The organism is Sulfitobacter sp. F26169L (assembly GCF_026410285.1).
Lineage (GTDB): Bacteria > Pseudomonadota > Alphaproteobacteria > Rhodobacterales > Rhodobacteraceae > Sulfitobacter.
Genome location: NZ_JAPMLP010000006.1, coordinates 147,216 through 170,515 on the forward strand (window position 1 = coordinate 147,216; position 23,300 = coordinate 170,515).

At 52.3% G+C, this 23,300-nt stretch carries 19 protein-coding genes and 2 pseudogenes; 2 read left to right on the plus strand and 19 right to left on the minus strand.

Annotated features, from left to right (window positions below; all coding sequences use genetic code 11):
• Positions 1-232: 232 nt before the first annotated feature.
• From xrtD to OS189_RS14230, 5 genes are all read right to left on the minus strand, one after another.
• Positions 233-1,837 carry a VPLPA-CTERM-specific exosortase XrtD gene (xrtD, locus tag OS189_RS14210; protein WP_267167988.1) on the minus strand — a complete coding sequence of 535 codons (1,605 nt, stop codon included), beginning with the start codon at positions 1,835-1,837 and terminating at the stop codon, positions 233-235.
• Between the two features lie 260 nt (positions 1,838-2,097).
• A complete protein-coding gene (locus tag OS189_RS14215; protein WP_267167989.1) occupies positions 2,098-2,787 on the minus strand; it encodes a VPLPA-CTERM sorting domain-containing protein in 690 nt (229 codons plus the stop codon).
• A gap of 513 nt (positions 2,788-3,300) precedes the next feature.
• Positions 3,301-4,404 carry a hypothetical protein gene (locus OS189_RS14220; protein ID WP_267167990.1) on the minus strand — a complete coding sequence of 368 codons (1,104 nt, stop codon included), beginning with the start codon at positions 4,402-4,404 and terminating at the stop codon, positions 3,301-3,303.
• A gap of 123 nt (positions 4,405-4,527) precedes the next feature.
• Entirely contained in the window at positions 4,528-5,541 is a 1,014-nt protein-coding gene (locus OS189_RS14225; RefSeq protein WP_267167991.1) for an EpsG family protein, read from the minus strand.
• Positions 5,542-5,802: 261 nt separating this feature from the next.
• Entirely contained in the window at positions 5,803-6,948 is a 1,146-nt protein-coding gene (locus tag OS189_RS14230) for a glycosyltransferase family 4 protein (protein ID WP_323380233.1), read from the minus strand.
• A gap of 274 nt (positions 6,949-7,222) precedes the next feature.
• Here OS189_RS14230 and OS189_RS14235 point away from each other — a divergent pair, with 274 nt between their 5' ends.
• The gene (locus OS189_RS14235) at positions 7,223-7,774 is read left to right on the plus strand and encodes an ElyC/SanA/YdcF family protein (protein WP_267168016.1); all 552 of its coding nucleotides are present in this window, start codon (positions 7,223-7,225) and stop codon (positions 7,772-7,774) included.
• 108 nt (positions 7,775-7,882) lie between these two features.
• On the opposite strand, the gene OS189_RS14240 is transcribed toward OS189_RS14235, so the two are convergent.
• The 5 genes from OS189_RS14240 to OS189_RS14260 form a co-directional block, all read right to left on the minus strand.
• A complete protein-coding gene (locus OS189_RS14240; RefSeq protein ID WP_267167993.1) occupies positions 7,883-8,680 on the minus strand; it encodes a sugar transferase in 798 nt (265 codons plus the stop codon).
• Positions 8,681-8,975: 295 nt separating this feature from the next.
• On the minus strand, positions 8,976-9,794 hold the full coding sequence (locus tag OS189_RS14245; RefSeq protein ID WP_267167994.1) for a tyrosine-protein kinase family protein: 819 nt from the start codon (positions 9,792-9,794) through the stop codon (positions 8,976-8,978).
• 28 nt (positions 9,795-9,822) lie between these two features.
• Positions 9,823-11,364 (minus strand): GumC family protein, encoded by a 1,542-nt coding sequence (locus OS189_RS14250; protein WP_267167995.1) that lies wholly within the window; start codon positions 11,362-11,364, stop codon positions 9,823-9,825.
• A complete protein-coding gene (locus OS189_RS14255; protein WP_267167996.1) occupies positions 11,361-12,242 on the minus strand; it encodes an ExeA family protein in 882 nt (293 codons plus the stop codon). The genes OS189_RS14250 and OS189_RS14255 overlap by 4 nt, the downstream gene beginning before the upstream one ends.
• 314 nt (positions 12,243-12,556) lie before the next feature.
• Positions 12,557-13,285: a hypothetical protein gene (locus OS189_RS14260; protein ID WP_267167997.1), complete on the minus strand. Its 729-nt coding sequence runs from the start codon at positions 13,283-13,285 to the stop codon at positions 12,557-12,559.
• 423 nt (positions 13,286-13,708) lie between these two features.
• Between OS189_RS14260 and OS189_RS14265 the strand changes: the two genes are divergently transcribed.
• On the plus strand, positions 13,709-14,044 hold the full coding sequence (locus tag OS189_RS14265; protein ID WP_267167998.1) for a hypothetical protein: 336 nt from the start codon (positions 13,709-13,711) through the stop codon (positions 14,042-14,044).
• A gap of 61 nt (positions 14,045-14,105) precedes the next feature.
• Here the strand turns inward: OS189_RS14265 and tviB are convergent, their stop codons facing one another.
• The 9 genes and pseudogenes from tviB to OS189_RS14310 form a co-directional block, all read right to left on the minus strand.
• The gene (gene tviB, locus OS189_RS14270) at positions 14,106-15,374 is read right to left on the minus strand and encodes a Vi polysaccharide biosynthesis UDP-N-acetylglucosamine C-6 dehydrogenase TviB (RefSeq protein ID WP_416237484.1); all 1,269 of its coding nucleotides are present in this window, start codon (positions 15,372-15,374) and stop codon (positions 14,106-14,108) included.
• A gap of 252 nt (positions 15,375-15,626) precedes the next feature.
• Positions 15,627-16,076: a hypothetical protein gene (locus OS189_RS14275; RefSeq protein ID WP_267168000.1), complete on the minus strand. Its 450-nt coding sequence runs from the start codon at positions 16,074-16,076 to the stop codon at positions 15,627-15,629.
• A pseudogene (locus OS189_RS14280) lies at positions 16,051-16,823 on the minus strand (NAD-dependent epimerase/dehydratase family protein); the annotation flags it as partial. The pseudogene OS189_RS14280 and the gene OS189_RS14275, both read right to left, overlap by 26 nt.
• A 170-nt stretch (positions 16,824-16,993) precedes the next feature.
• On the minus strand, positions 16,994-18,115 hold the full coding sequence (locus OS189_RS14285) for a glycosyltransferase (protein ID WP_267168001.1): 1,122 nt from the start codon (positions 18,113-18,115) through the stop codon (positions 16,994-16,996).
• A 371-nt stretch (positions 18,116-18,486) separates the two neighbouring features.
• Positions 18,487-19,059, minus strand: a pseudogene (locus OS189_RS14290) (transposase); the annotation flags it as partial.
• A 302-nt stretch (positions 19,060-19,361) separates the two neighbouring features.
• Positions 19,362-20,096, minus strand: coding sequence for an SDR family oxidoreductase (locus OS189_RS14295; protein ID WP_267168002.1), 735 nt, complete (start codon positions 20,094-20,096; stop codon positions 19,362-19,364).
• Positions 20,096-21,421 carry an FAD-binding oxidoreductase gene (locus OS189_RS14300; protein WP_267168003.1) on the minus strand — a complete coding sequence of 442 codons (1,326 nt, stop codon included), beginning with the start codon at positions 21,419-21,421 and terminating at the stop codon, positions 20,096-20,098. The genes OS189_RS14295 and OS189_RS14300 overlap by 1 nt, the downstream gene beginning before the upstream one ends.
• Positions 21,418-21,840 (minus strand): GtrA family protein, encoded by a 423-nt coding sequence (locus OS189_RS14305; RefSeq protein WP_267168004.1) that lies wholly within the window; start codon positions 21,838-21,840, stop codon positions 21,418-21,420. Before OS189_RS14305 ends, OS189_RS14300 begins: the two co-directional genes overlap by 4 nt.
• Positions 21,837-23,255, minus strand: a complete 1,419-nt coding sequence (locus OS189_RS14310; RefSeq protein WP_267168005.1) for a UbiA family prenyltransferase — start codon at positions 23,253-23,255, stop codon at positions 21,837-21,839. Before OS189_RS14310 ends, OS189_RS14305 begins: the two co-directional genes overlap by 4 nt.
• Positions 23,256-23,300 lie beyond the last annotated feature (45 nt).

Consider the following 23,300-nt stretch of genomic DNA (forward strand, 5'->3'; position numbering starts at 1 on the left):
AAACGAACCTATAATTCATTCAAAACGTCTGCATACTGGTGGTCTGGAAGCTAGGACCAGTTCTTTCTATGGCGCGTAGGAGTAGACAGGCCAGACGCTTAGACTTGTCGATTCTTAATCGGCAAGGCGCTGATTTCGAATACGGCTTTGGGCACTCGTCGTCGCAGATCAAACCGAGTACGCTTGATAGCCCGCGGAGATTTAGCAGGCCGCACAAAGCACTTGGTTCAGATCAGGACGGGACGAATCGAGGCAAATCCGTGAGCATCTCTCTGAGAAGATCATTCATCTTTTCTTCGGCCACCGCTTCCGGCTCGTCTTTGCCGATCGGACTGATAATTCGCACGATTGCACCGTCATAACGCCCAGCCATGACACCGCCCGTAAGCACATTAAATTTAGCCCTGGTGTTGCGTGGAATGGCCACGCCCATATGCTTGAACCAGTAATAGACTAGACGTCGTTGCTCGCCTTTCTGAATAATCACGCGGTTGACTTCATAGGGTTCACTGAGGCCAAGTGCCCCAGAGATATCAACGCGTTCGACTTTCGCAATCTCCCAGCCCGCGCCGGGGAGACAGATCTCGGGCGTATGCACCACGCCATCTTCGGCCAGATCCCGATACCAGGCTGAAAAGAAATCAACAGTGGGTTCGCCGGGCGAGCGACCGTACTGGACGTTTATGTAATCATCCGCAGCAAGGATCCGCTCTACTAGTGGTGAGAACCGCTGCTCATCCCCGTATTGGCGCCAATCACCGATCTGTTTCGGAAAGGCCGTGAAATCCAAGCGGTCCGGTGCCTGCGACTCGCGGGACGGCATAAACGGCCACGCGGCTGCGACAGCGATGACAAACACTGACGCGGTGATCAGCGCGCGCGACGGGTAAACATACTGCAGGCGGGCCAGCTGCGCCATGAGCCCATCTGTTTCGAGATCAAGCGCCTCGGTCAGCGACATCTTGCGGGGGTTAAGCTTGAGCATCACCCAAGCAAGAACGAAAAGAAGAAAAACACTAGCCATGAAAATGACCCAGCCTTCGAAGAAATGCGTGAAGCCTTCCAGCCATTCGGGGCCAAAGTACTGCATCAGAATTCCGGCCATCGCGATCCGGACCGAGTTCATCAATATCGCGATAGGTGCGGCCGCCAGTAGGAGAACCATCTTGTGCCATTTCGGTCCTTGGTACAGCACTGCGAAAATGTATGAAAAACTCATGATCGGGAACATGTACCGAAGGCCAGAGCATGCCTCGGCGACATGCAACTTGAGGACACCCAGATCAATAATGTTACCGTCCAGATATACAGGTACGCTAGCCAGCCTAAGAAACCAGACGCCTAATTCGGATGAAACGAGCTGCAGGATGGTCGAGACCTCGTAATAGACCATCCCGGGCAATGGCAGCATAAAGACCAGATGAAGCACAGAGGGCCAGAAGAACTTGCCAGTCTGCCATCCAAAACTGATGAGGATGATGCCTGCCACCCATACAATGATGGCATAGGCCTCGAAGGAGTCGATTTTCAGCAATTTGCCCATTGCAGCCAGCAAAATCGCCAATACGACAACAAGAACACCCTGCCAGCGATCATTCTTAGGGCCCGGCTGCGGCGGAAACAGCTTCATCTCGCGCAAGAACATGAGCGCAGACAGCACAGGGATCAAAGGACCATGGCTGTATTCCGGTTCACTCCACGCATCGAGCAAGATGACGAAGCCATGACTGAAAAAAACACCTGCCGCGATCGACATAGCCAGAAGCCAGAACAGACCCCAGGTCATGAACCCCTCGGCGAACTTGCCTAGATGGCTTTCATCAGCTTTCGTTGTCATAATAATATGTCCTCAAGACATTCTTTGATTACCCGCGGCACAATACATGCTGAGCGGTTCGAGGCAATTCACAAACACCATACCGAAAGTTAAGCAGTTTGTCACTCTATAGCGATACTGCCTTGGCGGGTTGCAACTCAATCGTCCTGAAATCGATTGCGCCGTGACGTCCTGTAGATAGGTTGCGGATAATTAGCTGTTGGGCAGGCAATGTTTAAACGGACGGCACGGACTGTCGGTTTCGCTTCGGATGTTGCGGATCAGCGAAGTGACGGCCGGGTTTTGCGGCGCCGGGCAAAGCCGAGGGCACCAATACCGGCCATCATCAACCAACCAGTTGCAGGCAGGGGCGTTGGTATTATCTCATACTCAAGAGCCTGAAGCTTCCAGTCATCGTTTTTGTGATACGCTCCGAATGCAAAGGATGAGTCTGACCCCACGCTGAAATTGGAGACAGTGCAGGTCCAACAATTGTTGGGCAAAGACATCCCAAGATTATATCCGCCGCCGTTTCCCATAAAGACTTCGTAGTCGTCATTCCTACTGACATAGGCAAACGTCGCACTGAGCAGATTCACCTGCCGACCGACGAAGTTTAGGATAACAGCCTCGTTGGAGCCTTTACCGTCGACTTGGTGATTGTCATTACAGCTCGAGATGCTGTTTGTGTTTGTCTTTACTTTCTTGTCACCGCTGCAAATGCCGATACCGCCAAACGATCCGGCCCAACTCGAAATGTATGGATCACCATAAAACAGTGGATCCGTCCGCTTGTCATCGTAAAGCGAGCCTTGCGCCGTCACGGTGGTGCCGTCTGACCCGGTGAAGGATAGAGCGCCTTTAGTCCAATTGTTGTTTTCGTTGAACGACACAACCGCAGCATTCGCCCCGGCTGCAAATGCAGCCAACGAAAGCGCTAAAACCGCGTTAAAAATGGATTTATGGATCATCTAAGCCTCACTAATATATCGATAATATATCGATCGACGAGTACCATCGTTTCGTTAACTTCTCTAGTCCTACAGCGCGGCGAAAAATGCCATGCGACCGTTATCATTCATGAATACCAGTTTTTTGCGTAGATAATTACGGGGAAAAATATTCTTTCGGCTGCAAACACTTTTAACCTCCATAGAAGTCAATTGATTGATTACATGTCAAATTATTAACATTTATTGTTTGAAAAGTAAGGATCGCTTTTGGATGTCACGACATCCAAAAGCGAAAGTAGTCGAATGGCTAGCTCAGCAAAGAAAGAGCGTTGACCGCGCGGACAAAGGGGCTGAATGCGTCTTAACTGTCTCCAAATAGTGCAAAATGGCGCCAAATGGCAGACATTGTTGATTTCACTAAAGATTTTCTAGCCTTGTGATTCGAACCCTCATCAACAGCTCACTCCTCTTTTTCGCATGTCATGCGTTTAAAGCGAAACGATTTGAAACAGAGGGAGAGACCCGTCTGGCTTATGAAGGCCACAGGCTTTCGACCACAAAGGAATGAAGTGGAAACGGTCGTTCCAGTTCGGCGGCCCCGAAAGGGGCCAAAAGGCAACAAAATGCCAAAATCAAATTCCATTTTGATGTCTCGTCACCCTCACGCACTGCCAGACGCAACGTCAGCAGCAGAGCCATGTTTGCCCCCATGCCACCCCATCTATGGAAATCATTTGCTAGGAATGACGCCATCAAGGGCGCAACAACAGCCGCGATCACCAACATAATTTCGCCATTGCCCCTCACATATTGCAAAGCCCTGAGTGTCAGAAGTCCGACATAAAGTAGAACAGGCAGTAGAAAAACGATCCGACCTTCTTTCACCGCGAGGAAAAGATGATGCGATTCACTTATGCTCCGCGCGACCTCGGACCCAACTTCAAAATACCCGCTCCAAAGTGGGTGTTGTTCATTCGCATTGGGCAGGTGCGCGCGCATCAACTCCTCAAACTCGGCTTCCGGGATTCCGACCTGACCAAAAAGGACAACAAACAGCGTCGATAACAGGACCGTTAGGGCAGGTACCCAATATGCGAGGTCAAGAGCTGGCGCTTTAGACCGATAGTTCAGGTGAAGCGCCAAGAACTGAGCTGGCAACGTGAAGATGAAGAGTTCGTGCGTGAGAACACCAATCAGGATCAACACACTGAAAACCGCGTAATGACGAACATACAAGATATTGGCGAGCACAATGAGCAGCACAAAAACGTCAAGCGTGCCAGTGGCATATCCGGAATGCGTCAGAAAGGCGGGGGAAAATGCAATTCCAAAGAGAAAAAGAGGGTTTTTAAGGCCGTTTGTAATACAGTACATCGCTGTGAGCAGAGCCAGCGCAGCTATCGCGAGAAACTGTATGAGATGGGCAAACACATACTCATTGGGAAAAAGCGTATTGACACCTGTTTCAGAAAGAAGTGTTCCGATAAACCCACGGCGCATGAACCCGAAATCAGCATAGGAGATATAGAGCTGCCAGACCCGACCAAATGAAAGAAGCCCTAAATCGGACACAATCCATCTGTTTAAAATAAGCGTCGCGAACACTGTCGCTGCCGCAAAAATCACCCAAGTCATTATGTGAGATTTTGCGCCATGTGTCCTGCTCATACCTTACCCAATCAACGATTTATTGTGGCATCACAGGCGCATGATACACGCCTTGGCCGAGCAAATTAGCTGCGGTTATATAGGCCAAAGTCAAAAAACGCTCCAAAAATTCTGATACGGGATATAGCAGTATTGCGCATGGAACGAAGTGAGAAACCAGATTACTGTATAAAATCCGTAAACCAGCACCGGAAGAGTAAGAACAAATGTTCGGTTCAGCTTTGGAAAGGCGACGTGAGCAAGAGCGACGAATGTCATAATGCTCAATGGCATGACGTAGTAAATTACCCGGTGCAAAAGAATAGACGAGAATATCGCGACCGGAAGCAAAGAGAAGGTCACTGCTGTCGTCACGCGCATGAGTTCGAATGATTCAGGGAATTCTGTTTTCAATTTCTCTTTGTATTTTAAGTAAAAGACCGCCGGAAACAGCATTAGAGTGTATCTGATAAGCGCGCCATTTGATGTGATATCGGAGTTGTCGAGATACCTGTCACTGTAGGTTTCGACCCGATCGCCCATGAGAAACACAACCACCGGGCTCAACACAGCGGCCGCACCAAAAAGCCATTTGGTCGTGACCTTTCGCCCTGCCAGAGGCACGAGCGGCAAGAACATTATGACACTGGCATGGAACATTGATCCGGCAAATAACCATACCCCCGTCCAGATTCTGTAGCCACGCATCCAGGCCACCGTCGCTACCATAAGAAACCCGACAGCCAGGCCTTGCCGAATTCCTGACATCGCAAGTTGAACGATGACCACTGGAAACAGCAATGCGAGGATCAGCAGGCTGTTGCGATGCGCCCGGCAAAACACAACAAAGCACACGACCATAATGGCCGAAGCAATGAAATTCAGCCACATATAGTGCAATTCGTTGTCACGCACGAACTTCATGAGAAACCAGAAACCAGGTTCATCAAAATCAGCAAAGATCGCCGAAAACGGCTGATCAAGCCCTATGACTTGAAAACGATGGAGATATCCCCACCAATCACAGCCGACTGTATTTCGAGCGCCCATGTACCACAGCAAGAAGACCCCGAAAAAGACGACAAATTGCTTTTGGGCGCGGTCGTTAGCAATCAGGGCTGTCATGGACATCCATAAGTAAACTCCGACGTATGCTAGCATGACATGTTTCCCAAGCGATTATAGTTCCTGTAAGTTCTGTCGAGGTAACGTTCATCTTTTCTTTGGGGCGCCGCTGACAGACCAAGACGCTTGTTACTGTGCAAAAAAGTTATCAAGCTCTTTCCGGCATCTGTCTCAAAATTGCAAGGTTCCTGCCAATAAATGAAACGTTTAGCAACCAGGCCGGGGGCGCAGACATAAGGCTCTGCTTGTTTGGTGGCCTTATCATTCAGAGGGCTGGCGCAGAGCACGGCTCAGGTCTTGGAAGGCTTTGCGATAGGCGTCGACCACGATATTGTACCCAAATTCACGCTCCATCTTGATCCGGCCAGCCCGCCCCATGTCGGCGCGCTCGTGTGGCGTCAGGGCGATGAACGCTTCGCAGGCTTGGGCCAAGCTCTCTGCGCTGCGCACTGCACATAAAAAGCCCGTTCTGCTATCCTCGACGACAGCCCGACATCCTGGAACATCCGTGGCGATCAAGGGTCTGGCCATCGCGGCCGCCTCGATCAGCGTGCGCGGTGCACCTTCACGGTAGGAGGGCAGCACAACGCAATCAGCGGACATGATCTGTGGTCGCACATCACCGGTCACTCCAAGATACTCAATTATCCCTTCACTCTCCCAACTCTCGACAGTTTCGCGATCAATGGCTGTACGATTTTCGGCGCTCGTGGCACCAAGGAGTTGAAATCGCGCTTGCGGTTGGCGTGCCCTCACAAGGCGTGCGGCATCAACAAACTCAACAACACCTTTGTCACGCAAAAGCCGGGCAATCATCAAAAAAACCGGGGCAGGGGCGTCAGAGGGAAGCGGGGCCGCAGCGAACCGATCAAGATCAATGCCCGATCCAGGCACACACCGCGCCTGAGCCGGGGTGACGAGCCTTCGATCAAGGAACAGTGCCTGATCGTCTTGATTTTGAAAAAACACAACCGGCAGTTTGCGGAACGCTGATTTGTAGAGGACCGTCGCCGCCCGTTCGAGAACAGCACCTGAAAGGAACGCCGTGCCCAGCCCGGTGACGTTTGGAATAAAGGGGATACGCAACGACTTTGCAGCGATTGCGCCAAATAGATTGTTCTTGATGGTAAAGCTGAGGATTGCGTCAGGTTGAAAATCGCTAAAATGCTTGCGGAAACGGAGGGTCAGGCGGCCATCCTGAACAGGATTGAGGCCCTTAACACTCATTTCTAGATGACTAAAAGAGCACCCCATCGCCTCTAGTTGTGGCACTGCATCGTCTCTTGGAGCTAGTATTCTGACGGTATGACCATCTGCCAGAAGCGCCTCAACGAGCGGACGCCGAAAATTCCAGATATTCCACGCTGCATTGACTGAAAGAAGAATTTTCACGCAGAAAGATCCCACAAAGCATCAGATAGCTTGGCGCTATCATCCAAGCCTGATGCTGTCCATAGCGGTAAGATCTAGATCTGCCAGAGCGTTCGAAACACCAGGTCAGAAATACTAGTGGACGACTGCTTTTTGCTTGAAGCGTTTCGCGATCAACTGTGCTAAAGGTCTATCGCGAAACACCATATCTGAATGGAGAAATGAGTTCGTGTACCTTATTCGCGCGATAGCTCGCTTGCTAACTAGGGTGCTTGCGATTTTGGGGGTTGCTGCGGTTCTAATAGCGGTGATGCTGCTTGATCACATCCTTCGTACAGAAACGGATGATCGTTCGGAAAGGCCACCTCGCACCGTTGTCGTTTTTACGGGTGCCTACGACCGGATCTATCTCGGGCTTGATATGATTGCGTCGGATGAGGCTGATTACTTGCTTATTTCCGGGGCGAACCGGACTTCGGGGCTTATACCACACAAGTTTCCTGCACTGTTTGACCCAACGCCAGAACAGGCCGAGTGGGTAACCAGCGGGCGCATCGTGCTGGCACCAGATGCTCATTCGACCTTTGAAAATGCTTTGGAAACGGATTGCTGGCTGGACACGCTTGCGGGGGTAGATGAGGTCACCATCATCACGTCCCGCAGGCACATGGCGCGCGCCTCTCTGGCGCTGGAAAGGGCGACCGGGTCTGTTTCCGTCGTGCGCATGGTATCAGATCCGCTTGAGCCTTATGACAGACTTACAATCGACCTTGACGAGTTCAGCAAGTTTGGAGCGACGTGGCTGGTCACGCTGCTGCCAAATCGCTTTTGGCCGGGAAAAAAATCTGCTCTTTGCAAGTGATCCGCCTCATCTCGAGTGACGGTTCATATCTCACGCAAAGCGCTTTGGACGCCGTGAGAGGTAAAGCCCTCTCGCTTGTTGACAAATTATGCGCGGACGCCGGATTGATTATCGTTGTCCGAAACCAGACAGTACAACACCAATCGTCGCACCAATGATCGAAAACTCAAAAAGAATACTGCGGTGACGGATGTAATAGCTATCGTAGCGTGCCTTGCGGCGAACCGACCGCAGGTTGTCTGCATACCCGCCGCGGACCTGAGCAAGGCCGGTGATCCCCGGGCGCACAGTGAACCGCTTGCGATAGCGCGGCACGCTCAACGCGTATTCGGTGGCATGCTCGAACGCGTCAGGTCTTGGTCCAACGAGGCTCATGTCCCCGGTCAAAATGTTAAAAATGTTTGGCAACTCATCCAGCTTAGACCTACGCAACAGCCGACCAAGCGACGTGATACGATCAGCGTCAAGCGGTGCGTTGGCATCTCTCACCGCGGCACCATTGTCGGCCATCGTGCGAAACTTCCACATAGTGAACGCTTTGCCGTGCCGCCCCATACGCCGTTGACGGAAAAACACTTTACCTGGGTTCCAGAACGGATTGGCCACACATATCAGGACGGTCAAAATCAACAGGAAAGGAAGGCACAGCAGTGCAAACGCGAAATCCATCAGGCGCTTGGTAAGAGAAAAATAAAATCTGTTATACTTAAAAGTTGCGCCATCGGTCCACACATTCAAATCAGTGACAACGGTCCGACCGGACGAAACAAATGCTTCATGTTTCACAATAAAATCCCCAAAAATAAACTGCTCAATGCAGCTGCCCGACTCGTGCCTCTGATGTCGGTATTGCTGGATTTTCCCAACTTGCTTTAATGGTACTATGACCGTTACACCGGCTACCATCAAGGTATTTCAAATTATAGTCGAGTTAATCGTGAAAACATCAGATTTGTCGTATCTATTGTTTCTAGCGCGTGAACAAACTCACGATTTCAGCTGGATAGGCCAGCCTCGGAATTGAGTACAAGCGAGTTAAAGCAGAATATTCTACCTATAGGTGTATGTTGATTTATAGTGATTCGCAATAGCGGTGTTGACCAATTGCCAAGGCATCAAGCAAAGTCCGCGCCCGTGCTATGTCGGAATGGTGTTCGGTGTTCAGCCAAAGGCCAGGCAAGAAATTGCACCACCGAACACTCTAGGCAGTCAAAAACGCCCGTTTTTCGTAACGGTAAGCATTCAACACAACACCTAACAAATTTGTTTGTTCAGAAACCTCTCTTTTGCAAACCTCGAATTGGTTGAACTGGGTCTTATCCGCCCTGGCCACGATCAACGCACAATCAGCGTTTTTGAGAAACGCCCGTGTGTCGTCATTCACCAGCACTGATGGCAGGTCGAAGATGATCACATCTGGCTTGTAATATTCCTGAATGATATCAAGTCTTTTCATTGTTTCATCAGCGAGCAGAATACGCGTCGGATCAGCTTCTTCGCGCTGCGCCATAGAAACGATCAAGTTATCTTGATAACGCACGGCCTGCTTCTCGAACGGGACTACACCCGTCATGGCCTCACCAATCCCATATTCGGGCTGCACGTCAAAAAAGGAGGCGATTGTCGGATCCCGAAGATCAAAATCGAAAAGCATGGATCGCAGCTCGCTCTGACGGCTCAGCGCGAGCGCCAGATTGCAAGCCAGAGTGGATTTGCCAGATTGTGGCATCGGAGAGGTTATCGCAAGTCGGGTCCATCCATTCTTGCGCATCTGCAAAAGTGCTTTAGTGCGCAGAATATCGAACGGCGTAGCGGTTTCTCGGGCCGTGCGCGTAACGATGCGCCGCTTAACCAGCTTACTATCTTTCAGATTCAGAGACGGCAGCACCGCCCAACGATCCGAAACAGGCCCATGCGCCCGTGCCGTGTCCTTGGATGACGACGGCGTGGTATTCGACACATTTTCTTGTGCAGTACGCGACTTTCGCGCCTTATCCAGAGCCGCTTGTAGTTTTTCCATGTGGGTTCACCCTAACCGCAAACTTTAATTAACCAAGCCCAAGCTTGGCCATACTTTTCTGAACGATCAGCTCGAGAGGCATATAATTTGTATCGACATACCAGAGCCCTAACGGAACACCAATCAACACGGCAAGTGTCGTTGCAACCATTGTGATGCGACGTACCCCGCGCTTGAGCCGGCTTTCCATATAAGGAATAACTGCCATTGGCACAGTATCAAAAAGCTCGGAAAGTTCGGTCGGACGTCGAACAGTCCGGTTCAGTGCTTCAAGCAGAACAAAGTACCCCACAGCCAGAGCTATGCCGAAAAAGAGGCTGATCGCAGCGATGCCAATTCGATTGGGGCCGCTGGGAACGCGCGGGACATTCGCGTTTTCAATCACGTTCATCCTCTGGCCTTGCGCGGAGGCCTCCACACGCTCGCTTACTTGTGCCGAGTTAAAGTTGGCCACCGCAGCATCGTAGCGCGACTGGATGCGACCCAGATCGCGCTCGAGCTCCTCAAGTTGAAAAGAGTTCGCCGTCGTTTCCGATATGCTCTCCTGCGTCTCAATTAAGCTGACTTTGGTGGTTTCGATCTGATTTTCCAGCGCTTCAACGCGCTCCTTGGCTTCTTGAAGTGCAATTTCGCGAAGGACGCCATCTTCTGAGACATTTTCCTCATTGTTGACCGTATCCATTGCGGAGTTGTCTGCAGCAACTATCACTTCCAACTGCTCTATTCGGTTTTTCAACCGAATAATCCTTGGATTGTTCTCGGAGTAGGTCTCTCTTAGGCGTTTGATCTCTCCTTTAAGGATAAGTAACTGACGCCCACGATCATCTTCCGCTTCGGGCTCTACCGGAGTTACCGTAAGTCGCAGTTGCAGATTGCTCAGATGCTGCCGGGCACGTACGAGCTCAGTTTCGAGATTTTGAAGACGATCTTGCAATCGGGTCTCAAGCTGCACTCGGAATGCGCGATCCTGCGGCAAGGCATCCGCGTTATCTGTTTTGAACGTCGCTATTTCGACCGCCTTTCGAGAGAGATCAACACCTAGCCGTTCGACCTCTTGCTCGAAAAACTCTAGCGTGTTTTCAGCGCGTGATACGCGAAACCGCGAATTTTCCTGCATAACCAATGTGACGTATTCATTGACAACATTAGCCACAACTTGAGGGGATCGTCCCTTAAATGAAATTGTCATCAGTGTCGCGCCGTTCAGGCCACCACTCCTGCGTACAATTTTCGTGGCCGCTCGCATATCTGAGGCAACTGTATCCGGCTCCTTGTCGCGGATGTTTACAAACACGTCGAACCGGTTAGCGATATCAATCATGTTGCTTCGCGTCATAAGTCTTTGCTCGATGACCTCGAGCTGTTCCGCGGCGCTGGTCTGGACAGTTGTGGGGATCATGCTGACCGGGATTTGTGGGGCTTCCAGCATAAGTCTTGCCGATGTCGAGTATTCGTTAGGCAGCTTGAAAGCAGTTGCAATCCCGATGCCCGAAATGAGCAGGAAGAACAAGATCATAACCGGGAGTCGGCGAAGTACCAACGCCCGGTAAAAGCCAATGTCGATGCTCATTCTGCTGCCCTATCGATAACATCAATTCTATTCGTCATGAAATACGTCTCATTGTACGGCTTCAAGATCAACCCGTCGTCCATGAGCTCTTGGATTGTATCTGCGTCTACCGCTTTCTTTCCCGCACTCGATGCATAGACAAGAGCCAGATCGCAAATTTTGTTGATCATGCGCGGGATGCCTGATGATTCACGATGAACAAGTATTATCGCGGCTTCTTGGATCTCTTCACCAGACCCGCCGGCATGTTTCAATCTGTGCCTAACGTAATCCGTCGTAGTCTTCAAATCCAATGGGTCCAAATGATATGTCGATGTGACACGCTGCGCAAACTGTCGCAATTGAGGCCTGCGTATCAAGTCCCGCAGTTCGGATTGCCCTACCAGAATGATCTGCAACAGCTCGTCTTTGCCCGAGTTGATATTTGTCAGCATGCGCAACTCTTCCAGAGTCTCCATGCCAAGGTTTTGAGCCTCATCCACGATCAGCGCGACATGGCGGCCGCTCGAATATTGTTCCACAACAAAGTCTTGGAACTGCTGGAACAGCTGCACATAGTCGGCACCGCTATCAACCTCGAGATCAAATGCGCCCAAAACCCAACGGAGCAAATCACCGCGATCGCCACGGGCATTTGAAATCAACCCGATCGTAATATCCTTGTCGGCATTGCGCAGCAGTTCCTGGATCAAGGTTGTCTTCCCGGTCCCAACCTCACCAGAAACCACGGTCAGCGGCGCCCGGGTCACAAGGCCGTATTCAAGAACCGATCGGGCGCGCATATGCGCCTTTGACCAATATAAAAACTCTGGATCGGGCGACAGAGAAAACGGTCGCTCGTTGAATCCGAAATGATCGTTATAAAGTACAGTACTCATTTTTGATTAGGACCACGTGGGGATGACCGAGCCAGCCCTTGTTAAGTTTAAGGTGTATGGATGCGTTTCGCAATGAATGCAACCTGTGACGAAACTATGACGATCACGCGCGGCAATGCGGTATCTGATTGGGTTATTCCTGCTCTGATGTCATTCTTGCGGCCTTTTCCTCTTCCCTGCACTTTTATCTCAGAAGCTTCAGGCATTTGACCGAAATCCGACAAGGATGATGGTATCTGGATCAAGCTGAACCTTTTTATCATCATGTGGACGGTACTGGATTGAAGAGGCCCAACGACGCTGTCGCCAAAATGTTATGAAATACCTAAGCTTCTGATCAGACGGTCCGACGACGGCGCCAAAAGGCCAATGCACCCACCCCCCCCAAACAACAGGACAAATCCCGCAGGCAGTGGTGCTGCCACTAACAGTTCTATAGAATCCACGCCACCTGACCCGGCAAATCGCACGTCGAAACTGTCACCGATGCCAAGAAGTGATGTTAGGGAATTTTCGCAGCTCGCATAGCCCGTATCACGGTTGCCCGCGTTGTTCACTGGCCCACAGGTCTGCGTGCCTGCGTCGATCCACATGGGCTGTTCGTCTACCGCGCTAAATCCGTGGATCCAAAACGGAGTGCTGGATTGAAGTGTGAAGGTGATGATGCCACTTGTCGCCGCATCATCATCAAGCGCACCATTCTTATTCCCGAAATTGTGCGATTCCTGCCGGATGAGTACGTTTCCCCCTACACCGTTTTCACCTTGGGTGCGCGGCACCAGATCGCCGTCATCATTCCCGCCGCAGCTCGCGGCATCACCGGTTCCATCCACACAGAACATCGTGTTAAACAGGTTCGCTCCGATGGACCCCGCCCCGGTTTGGGTGATCGAAAAAACCAGACCCTCTTGCGCGTATCCAGACATCACGTTGCCCGAAACAACGGCAGTACCACTGTCGAAATCGAGCGTCGTGGAAGATGCAGATGTCGCTGCGGCACATGCTGCTGTTGCTACGACAAAAAGGAGCTTATGAATTCTCAAAATAGGCCCTCACAATGAATTAAAGACTACATTGCCAGATTATTAACGATTCTACAAATTTCAGCGGTCTGGCGTTTCGGAAGTAAGTCCAACCATCAAGGGTTCCGGTCATTGTTCACGATCTCAGGACAAGCCGTCGTTTGCGCACAAAGAATGATCCTCCGAGAGGCGTTCATAACTTCGGCAAAGTGGCCAGATACACGTAAAGCGTGCGCGATGCTCGGATAGAGTGCTGCGTTGATCCAACAGCTGTGAGCAAGGTCCTTTGTCAATCGCTTCAGGGTCAGCGGACAGTACGAGCGTGCGACTTAACCGGTTTTCGCTCAGGGCGGGTGCGTCTCAAAGCTTTTCCATTTTCGCCATATGGTTGCCACAGTGTCGATAGACTAGAAGTTGTGCTGTATCGAAAGCAAACAAGCCAGCATGATCCGGGCAGGGCCGAAGTTTTCCGGTCCTCAAAAAATTAAGGTTTTGTTAACTAGAGTGGAGTACTTTGGACCGATGATACTTGGATACCTCATACTTGCAGTCGTCGCGGGATCGCTGTCTTCTTCTTTGGCCCTGTTGTTTGGCTTTTCCTTTCTATTTGCTTTTGGCGTCTACACAGCGGTTGGTACAATCACGCTCATTGCGCTGCCTCTGACATCCATGCTGATTGGGGCTCTCTCTCCCAATCAGAAAAAGGCCACGCCCCCCCGCAACCTGCGGACAGGACGCAGGACAGTAAATATCGGGGAAGGATCGATTGACCACGTTTAACCGTACGTGGCCCGTGTGGCATGACGGACAAAGCAGGTACGCCGTCTACGTTATCGCGTTATCAAAGCCTTAGATCGGTGTCATCGGCGTCGAACAAGTATTTAATATCGTAGACCATGTGGTCAACAGCGCCGAGGGCGCGAATACCTTCAATCCCTCGATCCCGAAATTCGTCATGCGCCACGGCTAGGACAATCGCGTCATATGTACCAGCATTTGGGGCCTCGACCAGATCAATGTCATATTCCGTCTTGGCTTCTTTCGGATCGGCCCAGGGATCGTGGACATCCACATCCACACCGTATTTCCAGAGTTCCTGCACCACATCGACCACGCGTGTGTTGCGCAGATCAGGGCAGTTTTCCTTGAAGGTAAGTCCAAGCACCAACACGCGTGCCCCATTGACTGGCATGCGCCGTTTGAGCATCGCCTTGATCAACTGTTCGGCCACATGGGCACCCATGCCGTCATTGATGCGACGACCGGCCAGTATAACCTCCGGATGATAGCCAATAGCCTGCGCCTTGTGCGTGAGGTAATAGGGGTCAACACCAATACAGTGGCCGCCAACCAAGCCCGGACGGAATGGCAGGAAGTTCCATTTCGTACCAGCAGCTTCCAACACGGCCTCGGTATCGAGCTCCATCTTGTTGAAAATCAGAGCCAGTTCGTTGACCAGCGCAATGTTAAGATCGCGCTGTGTGTTCTCAATCACCTTGGCCGCCTCGGCCACGCGAATGCTCTGTGCTTGGTAGGTGCCAGCGGTGATAATCTCATCATAAAGGGCGGTTACTTCGGCCGCGACCTGCGGTGTGGACCCGGCCGTGACCTTGCGAATGGTCGGCAGCCTGTGTGCCTTGTCGCCCGGATTAATTCTTTCGGGACTGTAGCCGCAAAAGAAATCCTGATTGAAACGCAATCCTGACACCGCCTCCAACACCGGCACGCATTCTTCCTCCGTGGCACCGGGGAAAACGGTGCTCTCGTAGATGACGATATCGCCTTTTTTTAGCGCCCGCCCCACCGTTTCGGATGCTTTGTGCAGCGGCGTAAGGTTGGGGCGTTTGTGGGCATCAATCGGCGTCGGCACTGTCACGATGAACACCGTGGCGTCTTTCAGATCATCCGCATCCGAAGAGAAACGCAAATACTTGGCGCCGGCCAGCTCATCGCTGTCCACTTCCAGAGTGGCGTCATGGCTATCCTTCAGCTCGGCAATGCGGGTATTGTTGGTATCAAAGCCAATCACCTTGCGTGTCTTGCCAAATTCGACAGCAAGTGGGAGACCGACATATCCAAGGCCGATAACGGCGATAAGGGGTTTCGACATAATCATTTTCCTCAAGTGTTTCTGGCTTCAAATCCGGACGACAGACACTGCCAATTTTAAGCGGTCTTGACGACCGCAGTGCATCCGCACGAGACGCGGGGCAAAAGATGACATTTCTATCGTCGTACTCGCGACCGGCATCCAGAGCGGTTTTTTCTCCAGTGACCGGATCAATAACGACATAACCAGCCTCCTCCGGAAAGTCACGCGCGGCATCATGTTCAGCTGGATTTCGGGTCCATTCGCAGACGATCAGCCATGTAGCGCGCAGTGATCATGGATCAGGACTTCACCGACCTCATCTGCCACGGCTTGCTGAAAACACTTCACATCAAGACCGGAAAACTTGCAGTTTACACTAATTCCTTCCGCGAATCGCCTGACAGGCTCAAACGCATGCACGGTAGCATCAAGGTTAAGTACTGTTTTTGCATCAAGCACCAGACGCGCCCACCAGCGCATGACCTTCGGTTCATGGCCGATCCAGCCTCGCCAGGACAACTCATTTTCAACACGGTCGCCCCAAGACATCAGCGTTAGTGTCCCGCGACTTTCCGGCATGCGGATATCAAGCGGGCCAGACTTGTGCAAATGCTTGAACACTATTTCGGAGGGCGTGACACTAGGGCGCGCATCGCCAAAGCGGATGGGCCCATCGGGCTGGGGGTCAGTTCCTTTAGGGGTGTTTTCCATAATAATCACGGAACCATTCCAGGAACAGATCGATCAGGTCACGAAAGTCTGTTTCAGGTTTGTATCCCGTTAGACGTCCAAGCAGGTCGGCGTTGGCCCAAGTGGCTGGCACGTCGCCCATCTGTATGTCCATGTAATTCCGCCGGGCTTTCTTACCCTAACTGTCTTCGATAGCATCAATGAATTCTAGCAGGCGTACCTTTTCGGAAGTGCCAATATTCACAACGCGGCAAGGGGTCGCCAGGCTGAGGCTGTCTCCCTCTTCGAGGTCCTCGGGCATCTCCGGCCCTTCCGGAACAGCTGCAGCAGGAAGGGCGATGCCACGCCCAAGGTAGTCGACAGAGATAAAATCGGGATACATCTCACCATGGTTGTAGAAGTCGATCGGCCGATCATCGAAAATCGCATTCACAAACTTGTAAAGCGCCAGATCCGGACGCCCCCACGTGTCTTGGACGGTGAAGAACCTGAACATTGTTTTCGGCAGGTTCCACAAATGTGCATAGGCGTGAGCTATGTTTTCATTGGCCTTCTTAGTCGCGGCATAGATTTTCAGCTGGGTGTCTGCCTTTTCTGTTTCGTCAAAGGCATCTCGGTATTGGCGCCGTAAACCGAAAATGTGGAGGCCATCAGCAGGTGATCCACCTCATGTCGCCGGGCCACCTCCATGACGTTGAACGTCCCGATCACGTTTGAATCGATTTAGACGCGTGGATTTTTCAGATTGTAGCTAACCCCGGCTTTCGTTGCCAGATGAAACCCAATGAATTCGGCTGTTCCAGTAATGAGAGTTTTTCATCAAATTGTCGTGGTAATTTGATGTTCGACATCGTGATAAAGCTTGGTTTCCAACCCGCTGATGCATCGAGATGCCATCGATTTGTGATCAAAGGAAAGCAGTCAGCGGGTTTTGTCGCGATTGATGTCTATTTCCCAACTGTCTGGCCCCGGTGGGGGAAAAGCAGTGCGAGGTAGGCCTCGATCGCAATGTCGGGTCTGAACGCGGCGGCCCGAGATTTTTGACGGTCCGGGTCAAATGGGCTGGCGAGCGCTTCGCGCAATGCAGCAGCCATCGCATCATGATCACCGGGGGGGGGCAGCCACCCATATTTTCCATTCTCCAAGATCTCTCCGGGTCCTGTCGGGCAATCTGTCGACACGATTTTCAGCCCGTGATGCATCGCCTCAACAATGACATTGCCGAAGCCCTCCCGCCATGAGGCAAGCGCAAACACATCCGCGCTGGCATAGAAGGCATCAAGCTCGGTCTGAAACCCTGCAAACTTCACGCGATCCATTACCCCCATTTCCTGCGCCCGACGTTCAAGATCACCGCGCAGATCACCGTCGCCCACCAGCATGAGACGGGCTTGAGTATCACCAAGTCCTGCCAGTGCATCAATCAGCAAGGCCTGGTTTTTGACCTGCTTGAAGGTCCCCACTGTGATGATCCGCTTGCCCTGACCACCCTGCCACAGGTTCTCGACATGGTCCCGCGCGCGCGCAGTTACGCGGCCCGAAAGCGGGACGGGGTTGTAAATTACGTTGAACCGGCCCCGATCAAGCCCGGTTAGGTTTGCGAGATCGTCTGCCACGCCCTGAGAGACGCCAACAACACCCTCCGCACGTGTGGCGGCATATTCCAAGGTCTTTTCCAGCATAAGTTTATGAAGCGAACCCCGGCCGTTGTATTGACGCGACAACATGCCGTGTTCGGCCAATACCACCGGACAGTAGTGACGTGATCGTGCGCGCGCCCATATCGTGATTGCAGTCAACGGCCACATCGACGAAAGGATCGCATCAGGGCGTCGTTCCGCAATGTAGTTTATCAAGGGTTGTACCGCTGACCTGACCCGCGGCGCATTCAGCCCGACAATCTGCCCGATCTCATTTGCTTCTTCCAGCAGCTCTCCGCGTGCCATGCGCAAAACGAATTCAATATTGAAGCCGCGCGCTCTGAAACCTTTAGCAAGATCAAGGTTCACACGCTCCGCGCCGCCGCCGCGAAGATCTGGTAGTACAATCGATATGGTCTTTTCTGACAAGACAGTCCCTTTGTTCCCGCTGCATGACCAACTCAAGCCGGCGGCAGGTTCACTCGTTTTCTTTGATGGTCCGGATCACCCGTGCTGGCATACCATGTCCGTCGTCATATAAATTTGGACATCAGAGCGGCTTGAGCATTGGAGGCTCTGGCTTATTTGTGTGATCGATTATGCGGGTTGTTTTTGATGTTGCAAGCGGCGATTTTAGATTGTCGGTTTCTTGATCTTCACCCTTTCTCTTAGAGTGGCTTTGTCGCGCCCAAAGTAGACGTCTACTGTTGTGACGTTGCTCAGGCTCTTGGACCTGTCGCGCTTTCGTGCCGCCCCAAGTGCTCGTTCAGGCCACTTTATTTTCGAAAGCGACGGGGCTTTTCCAACAACGTCTCAACAGCCGCATTATCGTAGCAATTAGCTTTGCCAGACATCGATACCTTGAACCCATGCTGGCGCAGGATTTTCTCATAGTCATGAGAACAGTATTGTGGCCCGCGATCCGTGTGGTGAACGCAGCCTCTGGGCGGTGTTCTGAGCGCAATGGCCATTTTCAATGCACGGATCACCAAGTCCCGTTTCATCCGATTGCTGCACCACTGCCCGGCAGTGCATTGCGCAGCAATGTCACGATAGGGGTCCAGCCAATGACACGGCGAGAGTGTAGGTCCAGGATCACGGCGAAGTACAACCAACTTTCGGGGGTCCAAACAAAGCTGACATCACCGGCCCATTTCTGGTTAAGCGCGTAGGCGTTGAAGTCGATGTTTCTCTTTGACGAGGGTCAAATCTTCTTTCGACACTACAACTGTGGCCCGATGGGCTGTGATCCATTTGTTCGGCGTCAACATCCCGACACCCAGATCATCAGCTACCTACTTACGCGCAAGGCCACTGGGAAGCGCAATACGCACCGCATCCTTGCAGAATTGGTCTCCTCGTTCCAGTCCCATAGTTAGTCTCCTTTGTTGCAATAAATGCTATCAAAGGAGCGGCATCAAACCGTGACAGGTCCAGTACCAGAAGGGTTTCGAGCAATCTCATTTCGACGTTCACCTTGAAAATGAGAAAGTCATTAACGTCCATGTCCGTTCGGGTGTTGAACCGACCACGCGCGACGACACTGACCAGTACTTCGTTTTTCCGAAATCAAAATGGCCTGCCTTTCGGCCGGCAAGTGACAGTCAAATCAAGAGACATCAGGTGGCCGATTAGTCTGACCCGTGGCAGTACATCCAACGCTTGAAGACGCCACTTAAATCTTACGGGTCTTGAATATTCCTTCTGGAATGGCGCGGATGATCATCATGATATATCGCCAAGTGCGCTTAATATAGATTATGTTAACTCTTCTCTCCACCGCATCGACCACCGCCTTCGCCACATTGTCCGGCGTGGTGGTCAAAGGCGCGGGCAAGTCCATACCTTCGGTCATCTTTGTCACGACAAATCCGGGCAGCACAGTGACAACATGCACGCCTTTTTGTGCCAACCGGTTGCGCAAACCTGACAGGAACGCCGAAAATCCTGCTTTGGCGGACCCATAGACATAGTTGGTCGCCCGACCTCGCTCGCCCGCGACAGAACTGACACCCACGAGCGTGCCAGACCCGCGCACCTCAAACCGGTTAGCAAGCTCGGCAAGAATGTGTGCAGGACCCTCATAGTTGCTGCGCATCACGCGGATCGCAGCTTCCAAATCTTGCTCATTTTGCGATTGCTCGCCCATCAATCCGACGACACAAATGGCCACCTCGGGCATCTCGGACAAACCGTCAACGAATGCCGCGTGTGACGCAAGGTCCAGCGCGTCAAACTCATGCAAGGATACCGCAACATTATATCTGAGCGCTATGTCGGATTGATCGGCTTTCAACTTGCCGGCGTTGCGTGCCGCAAGCTGGATCGGATGACCAAGTGCTGCGAAGGCGTGCGCGATGGCTTTGCCAATGTCTGAATGCGCGCCTAGAATAAGAACAGAAGGTTTCATCATAAAATAAGTCTCTGAGATTGGGCAGATGCAAACGAATTTTTCCAGCCATTGTCTTGACGCGCAGCACGAAAGGCCTCGATCCGCTTATCGGATGCAGCAAAGACATCCGCAGACATCCGGGCATCCTTGGCGAGATAAAAGCGCCCGCCATGGTCAAGTGTGATGCGATCAAGTTCGGTCAGCAGGCGCAGAGATCTGGGATTGATCGGAAAATCAAGGGCCAGCGTGTAGCCCTCCATCGGAAAGGAAAACGCACTTCTCTGAGGTCCAAATCGTTTAAGAACGGCCAGAAACACCCCGGCCTCCGCCTTGGCGATCGCACTGAGCAGAGCCGAGATGCCAGCTTGGGACGCACCCAGCGGCAATACGCATTGAAACTGGGCAAACCCTTTGCGCCCATAAATACGGTTCCAGTGCAGGATGGCGTCAAGCGGAAAGAAAAAGCTGTCCCAGTTGATGATCTGTTGACCTGCCTTGCGCGAGCCTGTCCGGTAGTAGAGCGCATTGAAAGCGCGCGCCGTGACCTTGTTAAGCGCAAAGCCCGGTGCTTCAAAGGGGACCGTCCACGTCCTCTTGTTGGGCACATCGAAAGGCGTTTGCGCACGATCTTTGGGAAGATCATTCAGGCGGGCATGTTCACCAAGCGTCACCAATGAACGCCCTTTCGTGCTGCCGGTCGCAAGGCAATCAATCCATGCTACAGAGTAGCTCGCCTCAAGGTTGGCCTCAAAAATATCCATCGCTGCCTTGAGATTGGCGGCCGGATAGGTGGTCTGCACCATCCACGCCGTTTCCACAGAGCGCAAACGGATCGCTGCCCGCGTGATGACCCCGGTCAGCCCCATACCACCAAGCGTATGATCGAACAGGACAGGATTTTCCAAGCCCGAGCATCGCGTGACCGCGCCTTGGGCATCCATGACATCAACCCAATCAACGCAGTTGCGAAAACTGCCATCCTTGTGATGGTTCTTGCCGTGTACATCGGCGGCAATCGCTCCCCCAAGGCTGACGAACTTCGTGCCCGGCGCAACCGGAAGGAACCATCCACGGGAAAGAAAAGCAGCGATGATATCCCCAAGCAGCACACCCGGTTCAGCGATCAGCTGGCCGGTTTCAGGATCAAATGCCAGCATTCGGTTCAGATGCCGTGTCTTGATGGTTGCGGCGGTATTGATAGCACTGTCGCCGTAAGCACGCCCATTCCCGCGCGCGATCACGCTCTGGGCGGTGCGTACGTCGTCCTGAAGTTCGGCAAAACTGCGCGGCGCGTGGACAGAGGCGTTCAGCACCGGATAGCGCCCCCAACCCGAAAGGATCATGCCACCACCTCAAGACGTTTGTCGGTGAACACAAACCGCTGATCGAGATGGAATTTGATGTAATAGCCGATGCTCAATCCGATGATTGCTCCAAGTTCGCGCATGGCATCCGTTTGCCAAATGAGCCAGAAAAAGGTCTCAATGCCCCAGAAGATCACTGTCGTGACAAGTCCCATCGCCGTGTAGAGCGAAAACTTGTGACCATGGGCTTTCACGCCCGTGCCATCGTCATAAAATATCCACTTCTTATCGAGGCTATATTTTGTGACCAAACCCACAAACGTCCCTGCCCCGACCGCCAGAGCAAAAGTGACCCCTTCACTGCCCGGAGCCAGAACAAGACGTTGTACGCCCAAATTTGCAAGCGTCGCCACAATCGCGAAGGCTGCGTATCTGAGGACAAGGCTGCGGACGGTCACAGCACGGCACCTGCAACCACAAAGGCCAGACTACCAAGGAAACACGCTTGGCTTATCCGGTCCTTTGCAGCGTAGACCAGCGGGTCGTCATGCATAGCGCCGCGATGCGCGAGCAGTACCGTGCGGGTAATCCAGTACAGTAGAATGGCGCAAGCACCCCACAACGCCTCAGGGTGATTATAAAGTTCCGCCACCGCAGGCGAGTTCACATAAAGCGCCATCACAAGGACCGCGACATATCCCGCGCTGATCGAAATCATCGAAACGATTGGCAGGTCTTCTATGTGATAGCCGCGTCCAGTCGCCTTGAGCTGGCCCCGCCTCGCACTGTCGACGAGTTCTGCCTGCCGTTTTACCGCGGCCAGAGATAGGAAAAAGAAGATCGAAAACGCGAGGAGCCAGACAGACAAAGGTATGCCCGTCGCCGCCCCTCCTGCAACGATACGCGCCGTATAAAGACCGGCAAGCACACAGATATCGACGATAATCCGCCGCTTGAGATAAAGCGAATACCCCGTGGTTAAAATGTAGTAGCCAACCAATACGCCAAGAAAAGCCGGCCCTAGCAAAGCGCCGATCACCACGCCAGCACCCAGAAGCCCCGCCGCCATCCACATACCCGATGCGATTGGAAGACTGCCCGCAGCGAAGGGTCTTTGCCGCTTGCGCGGATGGGCCCGGTCGGCGTCCAAATCAAGCAGATCGTTTACGATATAGACACTCGAGGCAATGAGGCAGAAGACGACAAATGCGAGCAAGGACACCATGAAGGTGAGACCGTCCAGCTGATGAGCGGCGAGCATAGGCAGGAAAATCAGAGCATTCTTGAGCCACTGATGGGGTCGGATCACCTTGAAATACGCAGTTGGTTGGGGGGTATGGGTCGCAAGGTGTTCCACCTCATCGGCAACGCTGGACGCTCTTGCCTTCACAGCGTCCGGGAGATTGACGGTGATGGCCCGCTTAGCATGTTTCCAGACGTCCAGATCAACTTGCGAATCCCCCATATAGGAAAACTGCTTTTCCCCATAACTCTCAATCAGAAATCGAGATTTGTTTGGCCCTTTCAGATTCTCGGACCCATTTGATCCGTACACTTCATCAAAGAGCTTGAGGTGATGTCCGATAGACTGCGCAATTTTATCATCGGTCGCCGTAACAAGAGCTGTGCGTCCACCCGAAGCGCGCCAGGCCTCGATATAGGCAATGACCTCGTCATCATAGGGAAGCAGGGTGACATCAATCTGCGCCACATCGGCCAAATAGCGCTTCAGGGCTGCTTTTCCCTGGGACAATGCAAGCATCGACCTGAACGGGCTACGCCAGTCCCGACTAAAGGCGGACCAGAAACTCTCCAATAGCATATCGCTTTTCAGGAGCGTCTGATCCAGATCGACAACAAGAATTTCACGCATAAGCATAATCGGAAAACAATTCCCCAAACCAATTGTTACCTGTCT